The 21,511-nt window shown below is 68.3% G+C and carries 17 protein-coding genes and 3 tRNA genes; 2 read left to right on the top strand and 18 right to left on the bottom strand.

What is annotated here, in order from left to right; all coding sequences use genetic code 11:
• Positions 1-481: 481 nt before the first annotated feature.
• Both leuD and leuC read right to left on the bottom strand, forming a co-directional pair.
• On the bottom strand, positions 482-1,078 hold the full coding sequence (leuD, locus tag NLI01S_RS09760; RefSeq protein WP_067602616.1) for a 3-isopropylmalate dehydratase small subunit: 597 nt from the start codon (positions 1,076-1,078) through the stop codon (positions 482-484).
• A 30-nt stretch (positions 1,079-1,108) separates the two neighbouring features.
• Entirely contained in the window at positions 1,109-2,506 is a 1,398-nt protein-coding gene (gene leuC / locus NLI01S_RS09755) for a 3-isopropylmalate dehydratase large subunit (protein WP_067602613.1), read from the bottom strand.
• A gap of 172 nt (positions 2,507-2,678) precedes the next feature.
• On the opposite strand from leuC, the gene NLI01S_RS09750 reads away from it, so the two are divergent.
• On the top strand, positions 2,679-3,365 hold the full coding sequence (locus NLI01S_RS09750; protein ID WP_067602634.1) for an IclR family transcriptional regulator: 687 nt from the start codon (positions 2,679-2,681) through the stop codon (positions 3,363-3,365).
• A 153-nt stretch (positions 3,366-3,518) separates the two neighbouring features.
• Here the strand turns inward: NLI01S_RS09750 and NLI01S_RS09745 are convergent.
• The 6 genes from NLI01S_RS09745 to NLI01S_RS09720 all read right to left on the bottom strand — a co-directional run bounded on the left by NLI01S_RS09745 (position 3,519) and on the right by NLI01S_RS09720 (position 7,324).
• Positions 3,519-3,591 (bottom strand) — tRNA-Glu (locus NLI01S_RS09745).
• 111 nt (positions 3,592-3,702) lie between these two features.
• Positions 3,703-3,778: transfer RNA gene (locus tag NLI01S_RS09740), tRNA-Glu, on the bottom strand.
• A 52-nt stretch (positions 3,779-3,830) separates the two neighbouring features.
• Positions 3,831-3,902: transfer RNA gene (locus NLI01S_RS09735), tRNA-Gln, on the bottom strand.
• Between the two features lie 132 nt (positions 3,903-4,034).
• Positions 4,035-5,483, bottom strand: coding sequence for a glutamate--tRNA ligase (gene gltX, locus NLI01S_RS09730; RefSeq protein ID WP_084392446.1), 1,449 nt, complete (start codon positions 5,481-5,483; stop codon positions 4,035-4,037).
• 66 nt (positions 5,484-5,549) lie between these two features.
• A complete protein-coding gene (locus tag NLI01S_RS09725; RefSeq protein ID WP_067602607.1) occupies positions 5,550-6,437 on the bottom strand; it encodes a GDSL-type esterase/lipase family protein in 888 nt (295 codons plus the stop codon).
• An 86-nt stretch (positions 6,438-6,523) separates the two neighbouring features.
• Positions 6,524-7,324, bottom strand: a complete 801-nt coding sequence (locus tag NLI01S_RS09720) for a fumarylacetoacetate hydrolase family protein (RefSeq protein ID WP_067602604.1) — start codon at positions 7,322-7,324, stop codon at positions 6,524-6,526.
• A gap of 196 nt (positions 7,325-7,520) precedes the next feature.
• Between NLI01S_RS09720 and NLI01S_RS09715 the strand changes: the two genes are divergently transcribed.
• A complete protein-coding gene (locus tag NLI01S_RS09715; protein WP_067602601.1) occupies positions 7,521-8,330 on the top strand; it encodes a DUF3152 domain-containing protein in 810 nt (269 codons plus the stop codon).
• Between the two features lie 164 nt (positions 8,331-8,494).
• Here NLI01S_RS09715 and NLI01S_RS09710 read toward each other — a convergent pair whose 3' ends face one another.
• From NLI01S_RS09710 to NLI01S_RS09665, 10 genes are all read right to left on the bottom strand, one after another.
• The gene (locus NLI01S_RS09710; protein ID WP_067602598.1) at positions 8,495-9,895 is read right to left on the bottom strand and encodes an ABC transporter substrate-binding protein; all 1,401 of its coding nucleotides are present in this window, start codon (positions 9,893-9,895) and stop codon (positions 8,495-8,497) included.
• A 30-nt stretch (positions 9,896-9,925) separates the two neighbouring features.
• On the bottom strand, positions 9,926-10,813 hold the full coding sequence (locus NLI01S_RS09705) for a carbohydrate ABC transporter permease (RefSeq protein ID WP_067602595.1): 888 nt from the start codon (positions 10,811-10,813) through the stop codon (positions 9,926-9,928).
• On the bottom strand, positions 10,810-11,757 hold the full coding sequence (locus NLI01S_RS09700; RefSeq protein ID WP_067602592.1) for a carbohydrate ABC transporter permease: 948 nt from the start codon (positions 11,755-11,757) through the stop codon (positions 10,810-10,812). Before NLI01S_RS09700 ends, NLI01S_RS09705 begins: the two co-directional genes overlap by 4 nt.
• A 325-nt stretch (positions 11,758-12,082) precedes the next feature.
• Positions 12,083-13,693 carry a citramalate synthase gene (cimA, locus tag NLI01S_RS09695; RefSeq protein ID WP_067602589.1) on the bottom strand — a complete coding sequence of 537 codons (1,611 nt, stop codon included), beginning with the start codon at positions 13,691-13,693 and terminating at the stop codon, positions 12,083-12,085.
• A gap of 265 nt (positions 13,694-13,958) precedes the next feature.
• The gene (locus NLI01S_RS09690; RefSeq protein WP_067602586.1) at positions 13,959-14,477 is read right to left on the bottom strand and encodes a hypothetical protein; all 519 of its coding nucleotides are present in this window, start codon (positions 14,475-14,477) and stop codon (positions 13,959-13,961) included.
• Positions 14,478-14,547: 70 nt separating this feature from the next.
• Complete coding sequence (locus tag NLI01S_RS09685; RefSeq protein WP_067602582.1) at positions 14,548-15,663, bottom strand: branched-chain amino acid aminotransferase; 1,116 nt, start codon at positions 15,661-15,663, stop codon at positions 14,548-14,550.
• A 219-nt stretch (positions 15,664-15,882) separates the two neighbouring features.
• Complete coding sequence (locus NLI01S_RS09680) at positions 15,883-16,947, bottom strand: 3-isopropylmalate dehydrogenase (protein WP_067602579.1); 1,065 nt, start codon at positions 16,945-16,947, stop codon at positions 15,883-15,885.
• 547 nt (positions 16,948-17,494) lie between these two features.
• Positions 17,495-19,090 (bottom strand): glycosyltransferase, encoded by a 1,596-nt coding sequence (locus NLI01S_RS09675; protein ID WP_067602576.1) that lies wholly within the window; start codon positions 19,088-19,090, stop codon positions 17,495-17,497.
• Positions 19,087-20,898: a glycosyltransferase gene (locus NLI01S_RS09670; protein WP_067602573.1), complete on the bottom strand. Its 1,812-nt coding sequence runs from the start codon at positions 20,896-20,898 to the stop codon at positions 19,087-19,089. Before NLI01S_RS09670 ends, NLI01S_RS09675 begins: the two co-directional genes overlap by 4 nt.
• Complete coding sequence (locus NLI01S_RS09665) at positions 20,895-21,314, bottom strand: hypothetical protein (RefSeq protein WP_067602570.1); 420 nt, start codon at positions 21,312-21,314, stop codon at positions 20,895-20,897. Before NLI01S_RS09665 ends, NLI01S_RS09670 begins: the two co-directional genes overlap by 4 nt.
• Positions 21,315-21,511 lie beyond the last annotated feature (197 nt).

Raw genomic sequence — 21,511 nt, 5'->3', positions numbered from 1 at the left:
CTTACACAAATACAAACGCCCGTGGGCAAGGCGTGTCGGGGCCTTTCCGACCTGCGGGGTCACGCTCCGCAACTACCGGGGCGGATGCACCCGGACGGGGAACGCGTCCTTTTTGCCCCCTTCTGTAGGCCTCAAAAGCCTACGTATAACCGGATTCCGGACTCCCCGACCTCCCGCCTTAAGGACACAAAGTCGGTAAGCGAATGCTCACGTCAAGTAAAGGTAAAATTATTCGGGATCGAGGGTGCGCTGCGTCACAACGACCCTCGATCCCGTGGTTCGAAGGGGCTTCCGGCCCTCGCGACCAAGCTCCGTCGTACACCGTTCGGGCGCCGTCGAGACCCGTCCTCCGACGAACCCGGGGAGGCGCCGTAGGTGGGATCGCGAGGAACGAGCCATCACACCGTAGGCGTCGAAGGCTCCTGAGCCGGTGGGCGCACGAACACCCCGAGGCGCCGGCGGAGGCCCCGAAGAACACCGCCTAGAGCGTGACCGGCTTCCAGTCCGGCCGGGTGCCCTCGAAGACCGTGATGTCGTCGGTGTGACGGAGCGTCAGGGCGATGTCGTCCAGGCCCTCCAGCAGCCGCCAGCGGGTGTAGTCGTCCAACTCGAACGGCTCCACCACGTCCGCGGCCGGCACTCGGACCCGACGCTCCACCAGGTCGACGGTCACCTCGGTGGTCGGGTCGGCCTCCACGGCCGCCCAGATCCGGTCGATGACCTCCTGGGGCAGCAGCACCGTGAGCAGACCGCCCTTGAGCGAGTTGCCACGGAAGATGTCGGCGAAGCGCGAGGACAGCACGGCCTTGAATCCGTAGTCCTGCAAGGCCCACACGGCGTGCTCACGGGACGAACCGGTACCGAAGTCGGGGCCGGCCACCAGCACGCTCGCGCCCTCGTACTCGGGACGGTTGAGCACGAAGTCCGGGTCGGACTTGCGCCACTCGGCGAACAGGCCGTCCTCGAAGCCGGTGCGGCTGACCCGCTTCAGGTAGACGGCGGGGATGATCTGGTCGGTGTCGACGTTGCTCGCGCGCAACGGCACGGCCCGACCGGTGTGGACGTCGAACTTCTCCATGGGAGGACTCTCCTTGACGGGTCGGGGCGACTACAGGTCGGCCGGGGAGGACAGGGTTCCGCGGACCGCGGTGGCCGCCGCCACCAGCGGCGAGACCAGGTGGGTGCGTCCGCCCCTGCCCTGGCGGCCCTCGAAGTTGCGGTTGGACGTGGAGGCACTGCGCTCGCCGGGCTTGAGCTGGTCCGGGTTCATGCCCAGGCACATCGAACAGCCCGCCTCACGCCACTCGGCGCCGGCCTCCTTGAAGACCTCGCCCAGGCCCTCCTCGTTGGCCTGCTCCTTGACCCGCATGGAGCCGGGCACGACCAGCATGCGCACGCCGTCCGCGACCCTGCGGCCGCGGATGACCTCGGCCGCGGCCCTCAGGTCCTCGATGCGACCGTTGGTGCACGAGCCCAGGAAGACCGTGTCGACGGAGACCTCGCGCATGGGCGTGCCGGCCTTCAGGTCCATGTAGGCCAGGGCCTTCTCGGCGGCGGCGCGGGCGGAGGGGTCCTCGAAGGAGGACGGCTCGGGCACACCGGCGTCCAGCGGTACGCCCTGCCCGGGGTTGGTGCCCCAGGTGACGAACGGACTGAGGTCGTCCGCGTCCAGGACCACCTCGGCGTCGAACTCGGCGCCCTCATCGGTGCGCAGGCTCTTCCAGTGCTCGACGGCGGCGTCGAAGTCGGCGCCCTGCGGGGCGTGCGGCCGCCCCTTGACGTAGTCGAAGGTGGTCTGGTCCGGGGCGATCATGCCGGCGCGGGCGCCCGCCTCGATGGACATGTTGCAGACCGTCATGCGCGATTCCATGGACAGGGCCTCGATGGCCTCGCCCCGGTACTCGATGACGTAGCCCTGGCCACCGCCGGTGCCGATCTTGGCGATGACGGCGAGGATGATGTCCTTGGACGTCACCCCGGGCCGGAGCCTGCCGTTGACCGTGACGGCCATGGTCTTGAACGGCTGCATCGGCAGGGTCTGGGTGGCCAGGACGTGCTCGACCTGGCTGGTGCCGATGCCGAAGGCCAACGCGCCGAACGCGCCGTGGGTGCTGGTGTGGCTGTCGCCGCAGACCACGGTCATGCCGGGCTGGGTGAGACCGAGCTGGGGACCGACGACGTGGACGACGCCCTGGTCGATGTCGCCCATGGGGTGCAGGCGCACGCCGAAGTCCGAGCAGTTCTTGCGCAGCGTCTCGACCTGCTTGCGGGAGACCGGGTCGGCGATGGGCGCGAGGAGGTCCATCGTGGGGACGTTGTGGTCCTCGGTGGCGATGGTGAGGTCGGGACGTCGAACGGGGCGACCGGCCAGACGCAGGCCCTCGAAGGCCTGGGGGCTGGTCACCTCGTGGACGAGGTGGAGGTCGATGTAGAGCAGGTCCGGCTCGCCTTCGGCACGTCGAACGACGTGCTCCTCCCAGACCTTCTCGGCCATCGTGCGTGCCATGGGAGATCGCCTCTCTCGTGTCTTCTCGGTCTTGGGTCCCGCCGTGCCTCGCACGTACCCGGACCCTTCGCGCGGATGGTCGGCCCGACTTGCATTCCATATATCGAGACGGCAATATCAAGCCATGGACAACTCTAGCTCATCCAGCGGTGTCGGTGTCCTGGACAAGACGATGTCCGTCCTCGACGCCCTGGAATCGGGGCCCGCGTCGCTGGCGCAACTGGTCCAGATCACCGGCCTGGCCCGCCCCACCGCCCACCGCCTCGCCGTCGCCCTGGAACGCCACCGCATGGTGACCAGGGACAGCCAGGGTCGATTCGTGCTCGGGCCACGCCTGGGTGAGTTGTCGATAGCCACCGGAGAGGACCGTCTGCTCGCCGTGGCCGCGCCGGTCCTGGTCCAGCTACGCGACCTCACCGGGGAGAGCGCCCAGCTCTACCGCCGACAGGGCGACCTTCGTGTGTGCGTGGCCGCCTCGGAGCGCAGCAGTGGTCTGCGCGACACCGTGCCCGTGGGCAGCGAACTCCCCATGAACGCGGGTTCGGCCGCCCAGGTGCTGCTCGCCTGGGAGGACTCCGATCGCATCCGTCGCTCCCTGGTGGGCGCGCGCTTCACCGCCGCGAGCCTTGCGCAGGTACGCCGTCGCCGTTGGGCCCAGAGCGTCGCCGAACGCGAGCAGGGCGTGGCCTCGGTGTCGGCCCCCGTCGCCGGCCCCGGTGGACGGGTGATCGCCGCGGTCTCGGTGTCCGGCCCGATAGAGCGCCTGACCCGCTCGCCCGGACGCATGCACTCCCAGGCCGTGGTGTCGGCCGCGGAGAAGATCAGCGAGTCCCTGCACACCTACGAGGGAGGTCACTGACCACCCGCCCCCGTCGACCCGATCCCCTGAGGGCGACACCCGAACCGGGAGTCGCCCTCGACACGTCCTGACCGCGCCGGAAGGCGTCTCCCTCGAACGACCCCCGAAAACGACGAAAGGCCCCACCCGAATGGGTGAGACCTTCAGTTCTTGTACCCCCGAGCGGATTCGAACCGCCGTTACCGCCTTGAGAGGGCGGCGTCCTAGGCCACTAGACGACGGGGGCCGGACGTGATCCGCGCGGATCATCGAAACCATGATAACCACACGAACCGGACACCGATGGCGAACATCGGCTCAGAAAGAAGGCTTCCACACCGTGGAAGCCGCTTCCTGTTGGTACCCCCGAGCGGATTCGAACCGCCGTTACCGCCTTGAGAGGGCGGCGTCCTAGGCCACTAGACGACGGGGGCGCACTTCTCGGATCCGAGGATCCGTGCGTCCGATGCGAAGACATCGAACTCGCTGGCCTACCAGGACTCGAACCTAGACTAACTGAACCAGAATCAGTCGTGCTGCCGATTACACCATAGGCCAATGTTTTGAGGGGATCCGGCCGCTTTCGCGCCCCTGTCCCCCTCGGCGACGTAGATAACTCTAGCGGACATTCAGAGTGCTCGCGAACCGAATACGGGGTGGTGGGGCCCACAGCCCCACCACCCCGTGACATCAGCCCTCCTGGGCGTCCTTCTCCTCGGTCCGCAGCTTCTCCAGCGCGGCCTCCAGACGTGCCTGGACGCGCTCGCGTCCCAGCAGTTCCAGGGACTCGAACAGCGGCAGCCCCACGGTCCGACCGGTGACGGCCACGCGTACCGGGGCCTGAGCCTTGCCCAGCTTCAGCCCGAGTGAGGCGCCGGTCTCCTCGGTGGCGACCTTGAGGTCGTCGGCGGTCCAGGGCAGCTCGGGGTCGGCGAAGCGCGCCAGGGCGGCCTCCACCATCTCCTTGCCCACGCCCGGCTTCATCGCCTTCCTCCAGCTCTTCTCGTCCTCCACCGGCTCCTTCAGGAACAGGAAGTCCACGTTGGGGACGATCTCGCTGAGCAGCGCGACCCGGCTCTGCGCCAGCGGGGCGACGGCGGCGAAGACGTCGGCGTCGTAGTCCTCGGCGTTCCAGGGGGTGTCCTCCCCGGTCAGCCACGGCCGGCAGCGCGCGATGAAGTCCTCGACCGACAGCGCGCGAATGTACTCGCCGTTGAAGGCGCGCAACTTCTTCTCGTCGAAGAACGCGCTGGAGCTGTTGACGTCCTGGATCGCGAAGAGCGGCATCATCTCCGACCACGGCATGATCTCGCGGTCCTCACCCGGCGCCCAGCCCAGCAGCATCAGGTAGTTGACCATCGCCTCGGCCAGGTAGCCCTCCTCCTGGTAGGACTCCAGGGCGACCTTGTCGCGGCGCTTGGACAGCTTCTTGCGCTGCTCGTTGACGATGACCGGCAGGTGCGCCCACACCGGCGGGGTCAGGTCCAGCGCCTCCCACAGCAATTGCTGCTTGGGGGTGTTGGACAGGTGCTCCTCACCGCGGATGACGTGCGTGATGCGCATCTCGACGTCGTCCAGGACGTTGGCCAGCACGAAAAGCGGGGAGCCGTCGGCACGGGCGATGACGAAGTCCTCGATGGCGGCGTGGTCGAACTCCACGTCGCCGCGGATCTGGTCGCGCACGATGGTGGGGCCACCGGCCGGCACCTGGAAGCGCAGCGCCCGACCCGGTCCGGCCTCCAGACCACGGTCTCGGCAGAAACCGTCGTAGCCCAGGTTCGGGTTGTCGCGGCGCTCCTGCACCTGCTCACGGGTGCAGTCGCAGTAGTAGGCGCGGCCGGAGCGGTACAGCTCCTGCGCGGTCTCGCGGTGCTTTTCGACGTAGGCCGACTGGAAGTAGGGGCCCTCGAAGTGCGGGTCGCTCTCGTCGATGCCGATCCACGACATCGCACGGATGATGCCCTCGGTCCACTCGGGCCGGTTGCGTGCGGCGTCGGTGTCCTCGATGCGCAGCACCATGCGACCCTCGGGCCGTTGCTGGGCCAGAGCCCAGTTGAAGAGCGCGGATCGAGCGCCACCGACGTGGAACATGCCCGTCGGGGACGGGGCGAAGCGGGTACGAATCGGAGTCTCAGTCACGGACCCCAGGGTATCGGTGGCCCATCTGCCGCATCGCGCTTTACCGGACCCCCGCCAAGACACCGCCTAAGGCGCGATGGGCAGTGGCCTCGGGTAGCCCGTCCCCAGACCGAAGTTCTCCGACAGGGCGTCGGCGAACCCGGCCGCGATCTTGATCTCACCGCCGTCGTTGGGGTGGGTGCCGTCGTAGGTGTCGGCCTTCACGTCCCAGGACTCGGCCTTGGCCAGGTCGAAGCCCACCACCGGCGAACGTTCGCTCGACAGTTCCAGGGTCAGCTTGCGGACCAGCTTGTTGTACGCGTACAGGCGCAGCGCGAAGCCTTGGTCCTGGTCGGCCATGGTGATGGGCAGGGCCTCGGCGAACAGGATGTGGATGTCCGGGTTCGCCTCGCGGGCGTCCCGAACATAGGCGCGGATGTTCGCCTCCATCTCCTCGGCGGTGATCGGGTGCAGCAGGTCGTTGAGACCGATCAGCACGCACAACACGTCGGGGCGGTGTTCGGCCACGTCGGCGCCGATGGTGGTGGCGGCGTCGGCCAGGGTGCGGCCCCAGCGGGCGTTGTGGTCCTGGTCGAAGTCCGGGTCGCGGTAGTCGACACCCTCGGGGTCTCCCCCGACCGGATCGGTGGGCTCGGCCCCCATCATCTCCGGCGGGATGATCTGCTCGGGGGTGGCGGGCGCGCTGTAGGGGCCGACGAAGTCCAGCCCGTCCACCTGCGGTTCCAGGTGGTTCCACAGGTGGTAGCGCCAGGTCCGGTCCCCGTCGGCGCCGTGGGTCATGGAGTCCCCGGCGAGCATGAGCCGCACCAGGGCGCGGCCGTCGCCGTCGGCGTCCCGCTCGGGTTCGCCCATGCTCCTGCCGAGGATCCACAGTCCCGAACCCACCAGGGCCAGGACGAGGGTGATGGCACCGGTGAGGGCGAAGGGCGGGATGCGGCGTTTTCGGGGGGCCAAGGTCGGACCTTCCGCTCGGTCGGGGCACGTGGCCCCGACGGGTGGCCCGTGCGCGGGCACCCGGCCCGCGCACGGCTCGCTCGGGGTCAGTCCCGTTCGACCACCCGGTTGCTGATGGTGCCCAGACCCTCGACCGTGACGGCCACTTCCTGGCCGACCTGGACGGGGCCCACACCGGCGGGCGTTCCGGTCAGGATCACGTCACCCGGGAGGAGGGTCATGAACGAGCTGACGTAGGAGATGATGCCCGCGATGTCGTGGATGAACTGTGATGTACGTCCGTCCTGACGCGTCTCACCGTCCACGGTGGTGGTGACCCGCAGGTCCTGGGCCTCTTCGATGCTCAGCCCGGTGGTGATCCACGGGCCGATCGGACAGAAGGAGTCGAACCCCTTGGCCCGTGTCCACTGCTTGTCCTTCTTCTGTAGGTCACGGGCGGTCACGTCGTTGGCGACCGTGTACCCGAAGATGACGTCCTTGGCGCGCTCGCGCGGCACCTCGCGGCAGGGGCGGGAGATGACGATGGCCATCTCGCCCTCGAAGTCCACCCGTTCCGACGCCGCCGGGTAGAAGACCGCGTCCTGTGGGCCGGTGACGGCCGTGGACGGCTTGAGGAACACCACCGGTTCGTCGGTGGACTCCCCCGTGACGTCCTTCATCTCCTCGACGTGCTCGGCGTAGTTCTTGCCGATGCACACGACCTTCGTCGGCAACACCGGTGACAGCAGTCGTACGTCGGTGAGCCTGGCGCGCTCACCGGTGAGCTTGATGTCACCCATCAACGGGTGGCCGCTCAGTCGGGCGACGAAGTCCTCCCCACTGTCCGTGTCCGTCTCGACCAGACCGAAACCGACCTCGTCGCCGGACGCGAAACGTGCGATACGCACCTGAATCCTCCAAGCAGCCCACTTCGACTCACTGTCCGAGTGAAGCGTAACCGCGCGGGAGTATCGATCGTGTCCGCAAGGCCTACCCTTTGTGGGTCCGCGACTCTGGCATGCTGGGGTTCGACGACCGTCGAGAGGTGGAGGGACCGTGGGTTCACGTGGTACCCGTGCCCGGCACCGCCGGCGCAGGAACCCCATGGGGTTGGCCATAGGTGTGTGTCTGGTCTCCGGCGCCTCCGCGGTGTTGATGGTGAGCGTCCCCGAGCCGAATGACGGGCCCGACGCCACTCAGGAGACCTCCGCCGAGGGCCCCGTCGGTGAGGGCGACCCGGACGGCAGCCGCAGGCACCCCGCCGGATCCCCCGCCGAGACCGAGGGCGCCGCAACGGACGCGGCCCCCGACGCCTCCCCCGACCCGAGCGCTTCTCCCACCGAGGAGGAGACCCCGGTGCTGCTGCGCTCGGTCGAGGACGAGGTCGACACCGCCGATGGCGACATCCGGGTCATGAAGGGCGAGAGCGAAGAGATGGGCGAGGGTCCGCTCACCACCTTCGCCGTGGAGGTCGAGAAGGGACTGCCCGGCGATGACTCGGACTTCGTCGAGGCCGTCGAGCTGATCCTGGGCGACCCCCGCAGCTGGGGCGAGGAGGGCGATCGCTCCCTGCAACGTGTGGACGGCGACGACGCCGACATCCGTGTGCTGCTGGCCGCGCCCGACACCGTGGACCGTCTGTGCGCGCCGCTGAACACCAACGGGTTCGTCTCCTGCGCCAACGGCAACCGCGCCATCATCAACCAGAACCGCTGGGTCGCGGGCGTGGAGGACTTCGAGGACGACCTGGAGACCTACCGCGTCTACGTGATCAACCACGAGGTCGGCCACACCCTGGGCCATGGGCACGTCGACTGCCCCGGCGAGGGCGAGCCGGCCCCCGTGATGCAGCAGCAGACCCTGGGGTTGCAGGGCTGCGAGGCCAACGGTTGGGTCGACCCCGACGCCGACTGACCTCGCACGACCTCGCGGTCACCTCGCGTGGCTTCGCCGGCGCGGAGCATCCTGACCGTGTTCGATGGGCTCGGCGGTGCCGTTGGAAGTCCCCGCACACGCGGGCGGGGCCGCGACGTCGCGCCGCGGCCCCGCCCCTCGTACCGGGTGGACCCGATCGACGATCAGTCCTCCACGGACAGGTTGTACTCCTCGATGGTGCCGCCCACGCCCCGGGCGGCCTCGGACATGGCCTCCTCGGCGGTCGCGTCGCTGGTCAGTGCGGCCTCCCAGCCCTCTTCGGCGGCGACGCGGGCCTCGGACATCACGCCCATCATGCAACCGGCGGTGTTCTCGTTGATCTCGGATTCGGCGAGCTGATTCGCGGCCACGGAGAACTGCGGGAACTCCTCGGAGCGCTCCTGCGCCTCGGGGCCGTCGTAGCCCTCGGTGTCGACCGCCAGGTAACCGGTGCCCGCGTGCCAGATCGACTGGGCCTCGGGGGTCAGCAGGTACTGCACGAACTCCCAGGAACCGCGGACCTCCTCCGGGCTGTGCCCCTCACCGTTGACCCACAGGGAGGCGCCGCCGATGATCGAGCCGCCCGGGTCGTCCGCGCCGACCAGCGGGAAGTAGCCCGCACCGACCTCGAAGTCGGACTGTTCGATGAAGCCGCCCAGGGAACCGGTGGACTCCAGGGTCATGGCGGCGCGGCCGGAGGTGAAGGCGGCCTGGCCGTCGTCGGTGTTGCGTCCGATCTGGACGGCGAGGTCGTCCTCGATCATCTGGTCCCACCATTCGACGAGTTCGATGATCTTGGGATCGTCGAAGAGCACCTCGGTGGCGCGACCGTCACGACCGTTGGCGTTGTCGCAGTAGGGCACGGCGGCGCGCGCCATGAACTGCTCGATGAACCACCCGTACACCGCGGCGCCGAAGCCGTACTGGACGACGGTGCCGTCGTCGTCGGTGACGGTGAGCTCCTCGGCGGCCGCACGGATCTCGGCGAGGTCGGTGGGCGGGGAGTCCGGGTCCAGGCCCGCCTCCTCGAACGCGTCCCGGTTGACGTACATCAGCGGGGTGGAGTTGTTGAACGGGAAGGACCGCAGCTCGCCCTCGACGGTGAAGTAGTTGAGGAGGGCGTCCTCGACCGTGGAGGTGTCGTAGTCGTCCTGGTCGAGGAAGGACTGGGCCGGCACGGTCTGCCCGGAGTCGATCATGAACTGGGTGCCCAGGTCGTAGATCATGATGAGTTCGGCGGTGTCGCCCTGCTGGATGGCGGCGCGGTGGTTGGCCAGCGCGGTGTCGTAGTCGCCTTGGAAGGACCCGGTGACCTGGACCCGGTCCTCGTTCTCGGCGTTGAAGCCCGCGATGAGCTCGTCGAGCACCTGGCCGTTGGTGGCGTCCATGCTGTGCCAGAACTCGACCTGGACCGCCTCGTCGAGTCCGTCCAGTACCTCCGGTCCGGGTGCGGTGAGGTCGGAGCCACCGCCACCACCATCTCCGGAACACGCGCTGAGCAGCAGGCCCAGGCTCGCGAGCAGGGCGGCGGCCTTGACGCCTCGCCGTCGGGGGAAGGTTGTCATCTCTCTCGTCTCCACTAGGTGTTTCGCGCCCTACTTGACCGCGCCCGCGGTGAGCCCTCGGACGATGAAGCGCTGTCCGAAGATCACGAGGGCGAGTGTGGGAAGGACCGACAGCGCGGCGCCGGCCAGGAGGAGTCCGGGGTTGGAGTACTCCCCCACCTTGAGGCTGTTGAGGCCGATCTGTAGGGTCTGCATCTCGGTGCTGCGGGTGATGATCAGCGGCCAGAAGTACATGTTCCAGCTGGTGATGAACACGTACACGCCGACGGCGGTCAGGGCCGGCTTGCTCAGCGGCATCAGGATGGTCCACAGGAACCGCAGGTGGCCCATGCCGTCGATGCGCGCGGCGTCGAACAGCTCGCGGGGGAACTGCTTGAAGCTCTGGCGTAGGAGGAACGTGCCGAAGGCGTAGGCCAGGAACGGCATGACCAGGCCGGCGTAGGTGTCGCCCATCCCCCACCCGGTGATGGTCAGGTAGTTGGGGATGAAGGTCGCCTCGGCCGGCACCATCAGCGTGGACAGGAACAGCGCGAAGACGACCGCGCTGCCGCGGAAGCGCAGGAACACGAACGCGTACGCGGCCAGGGCGGAGGTGGACAGCTGGCTCACCGTGATGATGCCCGCCATGACCAGCGAGTTCCCGTACATACGTAGCAGCGGCACCGCGTCCAGGGCGCCCTGGACGTTCTCCAGGTTCACACCGGTGGGCAGCAGCCTTGGTGGGAAGGCCGACAGGTCCTGCGACCCCATGAGCGCGCCCGCGAACACGTAGTAGACGGGGAACATCACCGGGATCAGGAAGACGGCCAGCGTCAGGTACAGCAGGACCCGGCCCGCGACGTGCCCTGGCGTGTGCCGGTGTCCGACACGGCCCGACCCGGCGCGGGCGGGCACGGTGTCACGTTCGACGGTCGTCATGAGTAGTGCACCTTCCGCTCGATGACACCGAACTGGAGCGCGGTGCACACCAGGACCACCAACAGCAGGACGAGCGCCTGGGCGCTGGCCCGACCGAAGTCGCTGGTGCCGTAGGCGAAGGCGTCCTGGAAGATGGAGTAGACGAGGGTGGTCGTGGAGCCGACCGGCCCTCCGCCGGTGAGGATGTGGATCTGGCCGAAGCTCTGTAGCGCGTTGATCGTGGAGATGACGATCAGGAAGAAGAGCTGTGGTCCGAGCATCGGGATGGTGACGTCCCAGGCCAGCCTCGGCCCGGTGGCGCCGTCGATGCGTGCGGCCTCGTTGACCTCCTTGGGGATGGAGCCGATACCGGCGGCCAGCACCAGCACCCCGTAGCCCAGGTTCATCCACACGGTGGTGATGACGATGGACCACAGGGCCATCTCCTGCGAGGTCAGCCAGGGCACCTGGTCCAGGCCCAAGCGGTACAGGATGCCGTTGAGCACGCTGTTGCCGGGGCTGTAGAAGACCGCGAAGATCACCGAGGCGCTGGCCACGGAGAACGCGAACGGCACCGCGAAGGCTCCGCGCAGGAACCTCTGTCCACGAATCACCCCCTCCATCAGGAGGACGATGATCAGCGCGCCGACCACTCCCGGCACGACCACGCCGACACTGAAGAGCACGGTGGTGATCAGCACCTGGACGTACTCGGCGGAGGCCATCTCGGCGAAGTGACTCAGGCCGACGAACCGGTCGGGTCTGCCGATGATGTCGTTGCCGTGCAACGACAGATAGACGGTGCGGCCCAGCGGGTAGACGAGGAAGAGCGCGAAGATCGCCACGGAGGGGCCGAGGAAGCCCCAGGCGAGCAAGGCGTCCTTTCCGGCTCGGGCTCGTTTCCTACGGGTCTTGGGGGATGGCGGTGACACGGCCGGCCGGTCGGTCGCCGAACCGGTGGTCACGCCGTTACCCCCACCCCGTGTGCGAATCGTGGGTGAGGACACGTCCCGAAGTCTTCAGGTGGCGCATGACCTGCGCTTCGCGGGAAGACGAACAGTGCGCCAACGGAGGGGCGCACCACGGTTTCGTTCGACATCTATCACCACTCGTCCATCGCGAACCAACTGAAAGTTCGCAGTATCGAGTGGTCCAGGTCACCGTGGCTATGGCCCTTCGGACAGGTATTTATTACCTGTAAGTAAGTTTCAAGCCCGTGACCTGCGACGTGCGTCCAACGGTGCGGTCGGGTGACGGGAGAACGTGACTTCTCCGTCACCCGACCGAGTGTCAATCCCTCGGGTAGCCCTGGCGCAGCAGGCCGTAGGTGAGGGCCTGCTCCAACGCGACCCAGGAGGCGTCGACGACGTTGGGGCCCACCCCCACCGTCGTCCACTCCCCCGCTCCGTCACTGAAGGTGATGAGGATCCGGGTGATCGCGTCGGTGCCCGAGGCGCCCTCCAGGATGCGGACCTTGTAGTCGGTCAGTTCCAGGCCTGCCAGCGCGGTGTAGGCGTTCTCCATCGAGCCGCGCAGCGCACGGTCCAGGGCGTTCACGGGGCCGTTGCCCTCAGCGGTGGCGATCACGCGCTCGCCCTTGACCCGCAGCTTCACGGTGGCCTCGGTCAGGCTCACGTAGTCGCTGGACAGCGGGCCCGATCCGGCGGCCGGGCGACGTTCGGTCAGCACCCGCCAGGACTCGGTCTCGAAGTAGCGGACGGGCTCGCCCATCTCCTCGCGCAGCAGCAGCTCCAGGGAGGCGTCGGCCGCCTCGAAGCTGTACCCGGACAGTTCCAGGCCCTTGACCCGTTCCACGACCCGGCCGGACAGGCCACGATCACCGGACAGGTCCAGCCCCAGTTCCTGGGCCTTGAGCTCCACCGACGCGCGCCCGGCCATGTCGGATACGAGCATGCGCATCCGGTTGCCGACCAACTCCGGGTCGGTGTGCTGGTACAGGTCGGGATCGACCTTGATCGCCGAGGCGTGCAGGCCCGCCTTGTGCGCGAAGGCCGAAACCCCCACGTAGGGCTGATGGGTGTCGGGGGCCAGGTTGACGATCTCGGCGATCGTGGTGGCCACCCGGGTCATCTCGCCGAGGCAGCCCTCGGGCAACACCTCGCGGCCGTACTTGAGGGTGAGCGCGCCCACCACGGAGAACAGGTCGGCGTTGCCCACCCGCTCGCCGTAGCCGTTGGCGGTGCACTGCACGTGGGTGGCTCCGGCGTCCACGGCCGCCAGGGTGTTGGCGACGGCGCAGCCGGTGTCGTCCTGGGCGTGGATGCCCAGGCGCGCACCGGTGGCCTCCAGCACCTCGGTGACCACGCGTCGGACGTCGCCGGGCAGCATGCCGCCGTTGGTGTCGCACAGGACCACCACGTCGGCGCCGGCCTCGGCCGCGGCGCGCACCACGGACAGGGCGTACTCGGGGTTGTGGCGATAGCCGTCGAAGAAGTGCTCGCAGTCCACGAACACGCGCTGTCCGTGTTCACGCAGGTGCGAGACGGTGTCGGCGACCATGGCGAGGTTCTCGTCGAGGGTCGTGCGCAGGGCACGTTCGACGTGGCGGTCGTCACTCTTGGCGACAAGGGTGACGACCGACGCGCCGCTGTCGCGCAGCGCGGCCACCTGAGGATCGTCGGCGGCCTCCACACCGGCACGGCGGGTCGCGCCGAACGCGGTGAGTCGCGCGTGTTCCAGCCGGAGCTCTTGTGAAGCCCGCTGGAAGAACTCGGTGTCCTTGGGGTTGGAGCCGGGCCAACCGCCCTCGATGAACGCCACCCCGAAGTCGTCCAGCAACTTCGCGATGGCCAGCTTGTCGGAGACCCGAAGGTTGATCCCCTCGCGCTGGGCCCCATCGCGCAGCGTGGTGTCGAAGACGTGGAAACTGTCGTCCCTCATCAGTGGAACTCCCGAAGGTGGATGTGCACGGCGGCCCCGGCCAACAAAAAAGACCCCTCGTGGACACGAGAGGTCAGCGCGCCGGCAGGGTCCGGATTCTCTTCCCTGCGTCATCGCGGGAAGTCGTCAGCCAGCGCGCCCCTGAATAATCACGACCTGGGACGGCATGGGGCCAGTGTGCCATACCGACCCCGAAGAGTCGCACCTCGGGGCCGGTTTGTCTCACCCTTCAAGATATGAATTTCCCACTACGGACATCCCGGGCTTAGGGGTCCATGGGCGCCGGGGTCTGCGGAACCACGGCGGACTCGGCCTCCTGTGTCATGGCGTCGAGCTCCTCCTGTGTGATGAGCGGCTCCATCGGCGGGCGCTCCTGGGGTGTGTCGAGGATCTCGTCCAGGACCTCCCGACGCGGGTCGATCCGGCCCGGATCATCCTCACCTGGCGAGGCCGGTGGCGCCGGCGCGGTCTCCTGTCCACCGGCCGGGGCCCCGGACCCGGCCGGCGCGACCGCTTCGCCGCCGGGCTCCTCTTCCGCGACGCGCTCCTCCTCCGGTTCGTCGGGGCTGAGCAAGGTGGTCCTCGTACGCTCGGAGGTGGAGGGTTCGTCGGCGGACTCCGCCGGGGCCCGGGATGGCGGGTTCAGCGCCGCCGACACCTCCGCCGCGCCGTAGACGACGGCGCCCACCACCAGAGCCGCACAGGCGGTCAGCGCGACCCTGGCCGGCCAGGGGGATCGGTTTCGGGGGGAACCGTCCGGGGCGTGGGACGGGGACTCGGTCATGGGGCTCCAGGGGATGAGGGGGATCGATGGCGTGGGTCGCCCGGGGTGCCCCGGGCGACACCGCGACCGACTAGAACTTGGTGATCCAGTCGTACTTGTCGGCGCGCACGCCCGTTTGCAGGCCGACGAGCTCCTCGCGCAGACGCATGGTGACCGGGCCCGGGGTGCCGTCGCCGATGGTGAACTCACCGTCGTCGCTCTTGACGTGACCGACCGGGGTGACGACCGCAGCGGTACCGCAGGCGAACACCTCGGTCATCTCACCGGACTCGGCCGCGCTCTTCCACTCGTCGATGGACAGCGGCTTCTCCTCGGCGGGGATGCCCAGGTCGGGGGCGAGCCTGAGCAGCGACTCGCGGGTGATGCCGGGCAACAGGGTTCCGGTCAGCGAGGGGGTGCGCAGGCGCGCGTTCTCACCCTCACCGAACACGAACCACAGGTTCATGCCGCCCATCTCCTCGACCCAACGGTGCTCGCGGGCGTCCAGCCACACGACCTGGTCGCAGCCCTTCTCCACGGCCTGCGATTGGGCCAGGAAGCTCGCGGCGTAGTTGCCGGCGACCTTCGCCGCACCGGTGCCGCCCGGGGCGGCGCGGGTGAAGTCCTTGGACAACCAGACCGTCACCGGCTGGACGCCACCGGAGAAGTAGGAACCCACCGGCGAGGCGATGAGCAGGTAGACGTAGCTGCGGGAAGGGTGGTTGACCCCCAGGCCGACGTCCGTGGCGACCATGAACGGACGAAGGTAGAGGCTGAAGTACTCCTTGTCCGGGACCCAGGCACCGTCGTGTTCGATGAGCAGTTCGATGGACTTGAGGAAGAGTTCCTCGGGCAGCGCCGGCATGGCCATGCGCGCGGCGCTCCGGTTGAAGCGGGCGGCGTTGGCCTCCGGGCGGAAGGAGGCGAGCGAACCGTCCGGGTGACGGTAGGCCTTGAGTCCCTCGAAGATCTCCTGCCCGTAGTGGAGGGCGGCCGTGGCGGGGTCCAGGGACAGCGGGCCGTACGGTTCGATTTTGGCGTCGTGCCAGCCCTCGCCCTCGGTGTAGCGGATGCTCACCATGTGATCGGTGAACACCTGACCGAACCCGGGGTTCTCCAGCAGTGCCTCACGTTCCTGCGGGGTCTTCCGCCGGTCGGAGAGCTGGACGTCGAACGTCAACCCAGTGGTGGTGGTGTTGTTGTTCATGTTGTCGGTGGTCCTCTCGGGTGCATCGGGTCGGCAGCGCCGCCGACCTGGAATCCAGTGTGTCGGAAGAGCGCACCCGGGGCCAGAGCCGGCCTTGGACGGTCGAACTGACGACGGGCGCGCCGGATACTCCGGACGCGCCCGATCGTGGGTCGTGAGGTGGCTGAAGTCCCGCTACGGCCGCGCCCGCTGTTCGAGGCAGGGCCGGAGGCGGTCGCCTCAGCCCTGCTCGGCTACTCGCGCGGCGAGGTCGTCGCCGATCCGGGAGGTGGACCGGACCTCGTCGCTCTGGGCGCGGGTCTTCAGGTCCTTGGAGACCGCCTGCTCGATGCGGCGAGCGGCCTCGGGAACCCCCAGGTGGTCCAGCATGGCGGCGGCCGACAGCACGGTGGCGGTCGGGTCGGCCTTGCCTTGGCCCGCGATGTCGGGCGCCGAACCGTGGACCGGCTCGAACATGCTGGGGAAGGTGTTGTCGGGGTTGATGTTACCGCTGGCGGCGAGGCCGATGCCGCCGGTGATGGCGGCGCCGATGTCGGTGATGATGTCGCCGAACAGGTTGTCTGTGACGACCACGTCGAAGCGGCCCGGCTGACCGACGAAGAACATCGACGCGGCGTCGACGTGGCAGTAGTCCACGGACACCTGCGGGTACTCGGCGCCGACCTCCTTGACGGTGCGCTGCCACAGCTCACCGGCGAAGGTCAGGACGTTGTCCTTGTGCACCAGGGTCAGCTTCTTGCGGGAACGCTCGGCGGCCTTGTCGAAGGCGTACCGGACCACGCGCTCGACCCCGAAGCGGGTGTTGACGCTGTCCTGGGTGGCGATCTCGTGCGGGGTGCCCTTGCGCAGCACACCGCCGGCACCGGCGTAGGGGCCCTCGGTGCCCTCCCGAACGACCAGCATGTCGATGTCCTCGGGGGAAACGTCCGCCAGGGGGCTGTCCACGCCCGGGTAGAGCCGGACGGGGCGCAGGTTCACGTAGTGGTCGAAGTCGAAGCGCAGGCGCAACAGCAGGCCGCGCTCCAGCACGCCGCTGGGGACGGAGGGGTCGCCGACCGCGCCCAGGTAGATGGCGTCGTGTCCGCGCAGTTCCTCGGCGACGGTGTCGGGCAGCGTCTCACCGGTGCGGTGCCAGAGCCGGGCGCCGAGCTCGTATTCGGTGGTCTCGATGGCCAGGTCGTGTCGGGCGGCCACGACCCCCAGCACCTTGAGGCCTTCGGCGACGACCTCGGGTCCGATCCCGTCTCCGGGGATGACGGCCAGTTTCACGGTGCGCGCTGCCATACGGACTGCCTCTAACTCAGACGTGACCACGCCCGTGCTTCTCACATGGCGAGATCAAATGAACATTAGGTGAGACAACTGTACCGGCCCGAACGACCGGCACAGCCCCCCACCCGCGAATTCGCTCAGGCGCGACGGTTGATCGCGTCCTGCAGGGCGCGAGCGATCTCGTCATCGGTGTCGGGAGCGGACGGGTACTCGATCATGTCGTACATGTGATCCTCCGGATGCGTTGTGCGATGGCACCCGAGCACGACGGGGCCATCACCGCTGAACGGCGTGGGCGACGGTGTCCACGAAGGAAGGGGGACAAGGAGTTCGCCCCGGCGGGATCGCCTGCCGGAGTCGCCGCGACGGGCCCCGGTGGGGGCGGGTTCGGCGTGGATCGTGGCGTCGGGCAGTGCGCCTACACCACTGACTCCTAGGACTTCAGACTATCGGATGTCCAACTATATGACCAGAACTTCTCACCATGTGAGAAGACTTTGTGTTCTCCCTGATCACATCGGTGCGAACGAACCGCGTCGACGCGGGGATTCGCCTTGTGTCACCTACGGAGCCCGCCGAGCAACAACCACGCACCGCGTCCCTGAGTCAGCGCCCGAATCCGGCGTTCCCACCGCTCGACCTCCGTCCGCCAGCGGGTCGCGTCCCGCTCCGCCTTGCACATCTTCTTGTGCCACTCCTTCGGCGGCACCTCCTCGCCCTTCTTCGACGCGGTGAGAACCTCGGCGTGATCCAGCACGTGCACACCCCACAACCGGGCGACGGCGGCGTCCCGGCCCGCCATGTCCACCCCCAGGTGCCGCGCGCGAGCGAAGGCCGCGGTGCGCTCCAGACGTAGTGGTTCGGCCCTTCCACCCGCGCCCACCGACCGCACGAGGCCGGCCCCCTCACGGTCGGCGGTCCCTGTCAGGACGCGTACCGCGCACCTCCTCTGGCGTGTACCGGGAGACAGCAGGAGCCGGAAGGGGACGTCCGGGTCGGGCTCCGGTTCGGTTTCGGCGAAGCGCGTCCTCGGCTCACAGCGGTAGTTCTCGTGGAGGAGCCGCACGTCCACCGCCGGATCGTCGATCGTGGCGTATCGCCCCGGCGTGACCCGCCACCATTCGCCCACCAAGGTGACCCGGATGTCCGCCACGTCACCCGCGAGCAGGGCGTCCACCGTTTCGACCACGTCGTCGAACGTGCGACCCACCGTGTCGACCACCACGTCGACGAAGGGCACCTGCCAGGTCCGCCCGGGTATCCGGCGGCGGGTGTACTTGCGAGGAACCCGGTTCTCCAGGAAGGGACGCCCATAGCGCGCCGCCTCCTCCCCGCGTCGCTCCGTCGTCGGTACTCCCAGGTGCAGACCCACGGACTCGTGCTCCGGGACGAACACCGCGCCCCGTTGCGAAAGCCGGTACCCGAGTTCGCTGTCCTCTCCCAGGACCAGGTCCGGTGACATCCCACCGACCGCCTCGAACAACTCGCGCCGCGTCGAGGCCGTGGCCCCCGTGAACACCTCCCAGGCCCGGTGCCCGGCCGAGCGCAGGTCATCGGTGCCTTCCAGGATCTCGGCCACCCACTCCATGCCGCCCGCGCCCGGGAACAGGTGCTCGCCCGTCTCCGCCCGGGACACGTGTTCGTGGACACCGGCGGGGGTGAACCCGCGAGCCTGCTCCTCACCAAAGACGACCCGACCCATGACGACGAGGTAATCGGCCAGGTGGTGCCAGCGCATCTGCGCCTCGACGTGCCGCCGACCGACGACCATGTCGGCGTCCAACCGCAGCACGACCGACGTCGAGCAGGCCGCCACACCCGCCGCGACCGCGTGCCCCGGCCCCCAGCCCTTCTCTGAAGCGACCAGTAGACGGGTGTGCTCCGGGCGGATCGGAGGCAGCCGCAGCGGCGGATCACTGCCGTCGTCCACCACCACGACCTCCATCAGACCACCCGGATAACTCTGCGCCGCCAACGAGGCCAGGGTCAGATCCAACCCCTCCTGACCGCCATAGGCCGGAACGACCACACCCACCGACAACTCGGGCTCCCACTCCCCCAACGCGGGCGGCTCCAACACCGAATAGTCGTTACGGCGAATGAGCGGACGAGGCGCGGATCGCGACCGCACCGGTCCGGCTTGAACAAGCGTCATCGTCGACTCCCGGATGTCGTCATGTCGAGGGGGCTCTCGCCGGGTGCCCTCACCGGCGCGTCCATGAGGTCGGGCTCCAGCAACACGCTGGGCCGCCAACCACGCCACTGTCGGTGTGCTCCCCGCAAGAAGTAGCCGGGGTCCTCTCGCCAGGTGTGCCCGGCCGGCCTGCGGCGGATGACGCACCCCAGACCATGGGTGCGGTAGATCGCGCCACCCATAACGCGTACGTCGTCGAGGAGACCGGCGTCCTCATCGACCTTCCATGGCCGGAAACCGCCGACCTCCTCCAGGACCGTGCGGTCGGTCAGCATCGCGGCACCGGTCACGTGCCGGGCGAAGCACTCGGAGCGGACCGGACGTCGAACGGTGAGATCCAACTGTTCCAGGTGGTGGTACTCCGCGGCACAGCCGACCAGGTCGGCGCCGGAATAGCGGCGGGCCGCCACCAGATCCCACAGATGATCCGGCCCGTACCAATCGTCGTCGTCCATCTTCGCCACCAACGAACCACTCGCCCGCGCGATCGCCCCGTTCAACACCGAACCGAACACCATCTCCGAATCCGGCTCCCACACCACCAGGGGACGCCCACTCCGCCGGTAGGTCTCGATCGCCTCCCGCACCCCCGAAGTGCCGGCCCCGAACCCGTGCAGGGCCAACACCACCTCCACGCCCACACCCCGCTGCCGCGCCACCTGCCGCAGAGCGAACCCCACCATCTCCGGCCGCCGCGTACACAACACCACCGACACCGAAGGCTCTACCGGCTCCCCACCGGACCGATACCAGCGCGCCTGCCGCCCGTACACCCGCAACGCCACCCGCCGCCACCGCACACTGTGCTCCTCACGCAACAGCTCGTCGACGAACCCCTCCTCACTCGCTCGTCCGAGAAGCGCGTGGAGTTCCTCGCCCAAGGGCCACGCCCACATCGGCGGTCGGGCTCCCACCAGCGGAACACCCGCCGCGGCCAACCCGACCACCGCGCGCACCGCCGCCACCGGCCCGCTGTGCCGACCCCACTCCACCCGCACCGCACGCAGATCACGCAGACCCGCCACCACCACATCGGTCACGGCACCGTCCTCCGGCACCCGCCACCGCACCCTGTCCCCCACGGCCAACACCCACCGACCACCACGCGAGACCAACCGCCCCACCTTGGGCTTCGCAGACCTGACGAACCCCATCGGATTCACCACCCGCTCATCGACAGCGGGCACGGCGTCCACCGACACACCCGGCCCGACGACACGACCGACCAACGCGCCGGAACGACCCAACTCCTCCCAGGTGGGGCCCGTGTCAGGGGCACCGTCCAAGCCCTCCGGCACCGGTACTCGCCGGTCCCGCCGACCGCCCAACATCCCCTGGGCGACCGCGCGAAGGACCACCTGTATCTCCACCGGGTCGGTGAAGGCGAACGCGCAGGACCAGCCACGGTCCGCCAGACGACCCACCTGGAAGTCCAGTAACCCCTCCCACTGCCCCGAACCGGGCACCACCGGAAAGGGCGGCCCGATGTGCGGAGCCGAGGTCATGACCACGATCCGGACCTCGGCCGCCGACGGCAACCCGCCACTCAGGGGGATGGCCGCGCGCAAGTCCGCTGTGGTCGCCGCGAGGAGAACGACACGTTCGACGGTCGCCCCGAACGAGAGCCCGGTCACGCGTGGCAGGTCGACGACCTCGATCCCGGTCACTGAGCGGGAAGGAGCCGGTGTGCTTCCCCTGCCGATGTGGCACAGCATCAGACGCCCCGGCCCACGGCCCTTGAGGGCCTCGTCCAGAACTTCGACCTTCATGAGAGCACCCTTGCCGGCACCGAGGTGTTCCCGAACACCTGCGCACCGGGCGGCCCACGGCGGATCTCCGTGTGAAGTTCGGTCACTGAACGGCCCACCTCGTCCAGCCGTTCGGTCAGTTCATCGGCTCGACCGAACAGCTCGGCCCGGTTCTCCCCCGCGATCTCGGTGACCTCTCGTACCTGCCGATCGAAACCACGACTCAGATGCCTGATCTGGACCGTGATACGCCGCACCTGGACCACGAGTTGCAGGATCAGACCGGAGAGGGACGCCAAAGCGATTATCTGCACGGCCGACCAAACATCGATCAGACCCTGGGCGAACAACAGTCCGAAAAGCACGGAAACAGCGATTATCGAAGACAAGAATAAGAGGACAGAACGCCGCCGCAGAAATCGCAATTCGAACTCCATTCGAACGGATCGGTAGAATTACCCCCAACCGACCCGAAAGAACGCTCACCTGCGGCCGGCCCGAGGCCATGACCACAACAGTCTCACAGCGACAAAGAAAAAGAGCAGCAGCCGCCCTCTTCTCTTTACTAATTTTTGACGCACATTAGATCACCGAAACGGCATTCAGGAATGACTGCACCCAGTAACACATAATG

This window comes from Nocardiopsis listeri NBRC 13360, from assembly GCF_001570765.1.
GTDB lineage: Bacteria > Actinomycetota > Actinomycetes > Streptosporangiales > Streptosporangiaceae > Nocardiopsis > Nocardiopsis listeri.
Note: the sequence above shows the minus strand (reverse complement) of the source record. Positions and strands in the feature narration are given on the sequence as shown.

Coding starts and splice junctions, on each gene's coding strand:
- cimA (WP_067602589.1), bottom strand. CDS start 13,693: ATGAGGGACGACAGTTTCCACGTCTTCGACACCACGCTGCGCGATGGG.
- NLI01S_RS09685 (WP_067602582.1), bottom strand. CDS start 15,663: ATGAACAACAACACCACCACCACTGGGTTGACGTTCGACGTCCAGCTC.
- NLI01S_RS09705 (WP_067602595.1), bottom strand. CDS start 10,813: ATGACGACCGTCGAACGTGACACCGTGCCCGCCCGCGCCGGGTCGGGC.
- NLI01S_RS09680 (WP_067602579.1), bottom strand. CDS start 16,947: ATGGCAGCGCGCACCGTGAAACTGGCCGTCATCCCCGGAGACGGGATC.
- NLI01S_RS09690 (WP_067602586.1), bottom strand. CDS start 14,477: ATGACCGAGTCCCCGTCCCACGCCCCGGACGGTTCCCCCCGAAACCGA.
- NLI01S_RS09715 (WP_067602601.1), top strand. CDS start 7,521: ATGGGGTTGGCCATAGGTGTGTGTCTGGTCTCCGGCGCCTCCGCGGTG.
- NLI01S_RS09665 (WP_067602570.1), bottom strand. CDS start 21,314: ATGGAGTTCGAATTGCGATTTCTGCGGCGGCGTTCTGTCCTCTTATTC.
- leuD (WP_067602616.1), bottom strand. CDS start 1,078: ATGGAGAAGTTCGACGTCCACACCGGTCGGGCCGTGCCGTTGCGCGCG.
- NLI01S_RS09670 (WP_067602573.1), bottom strand. CDS start 20,898: ATGAAGGTCGAAGTTCTGGACGAGGCCCTCAAGGGCCGTGGGCCGGGG.
- NLI01S_RS09710 (WP_067602598.1), bottom strand. CDS start 9,895: ATGACAACCTTCCCCCGACGGCGAGGCGTCAAGGCCGCCGCCCTGCTC.
- NLI01S_RS09675 (WP_067602576.1), bottom strand. CDS start 19,090: ATGACGCTTGTTCAAGCCGGACCGGTGCGGTCGCGATCCGCGCCTCGT.
- NLI01S_RS09750 (WP_067602634.1), top strand. CDS start 2,679: ATGTCCGTCCTCGACGCCCTGGAATCGGGGCCCGCGTCGCTGGCGCAA.
- leuC (WP_067602613.1), bottom strand. CDS start 2,506: ATGGCACGCACGATGGCCGAGAAGGTCTGGGAGGAGCACGTCGTTCGA.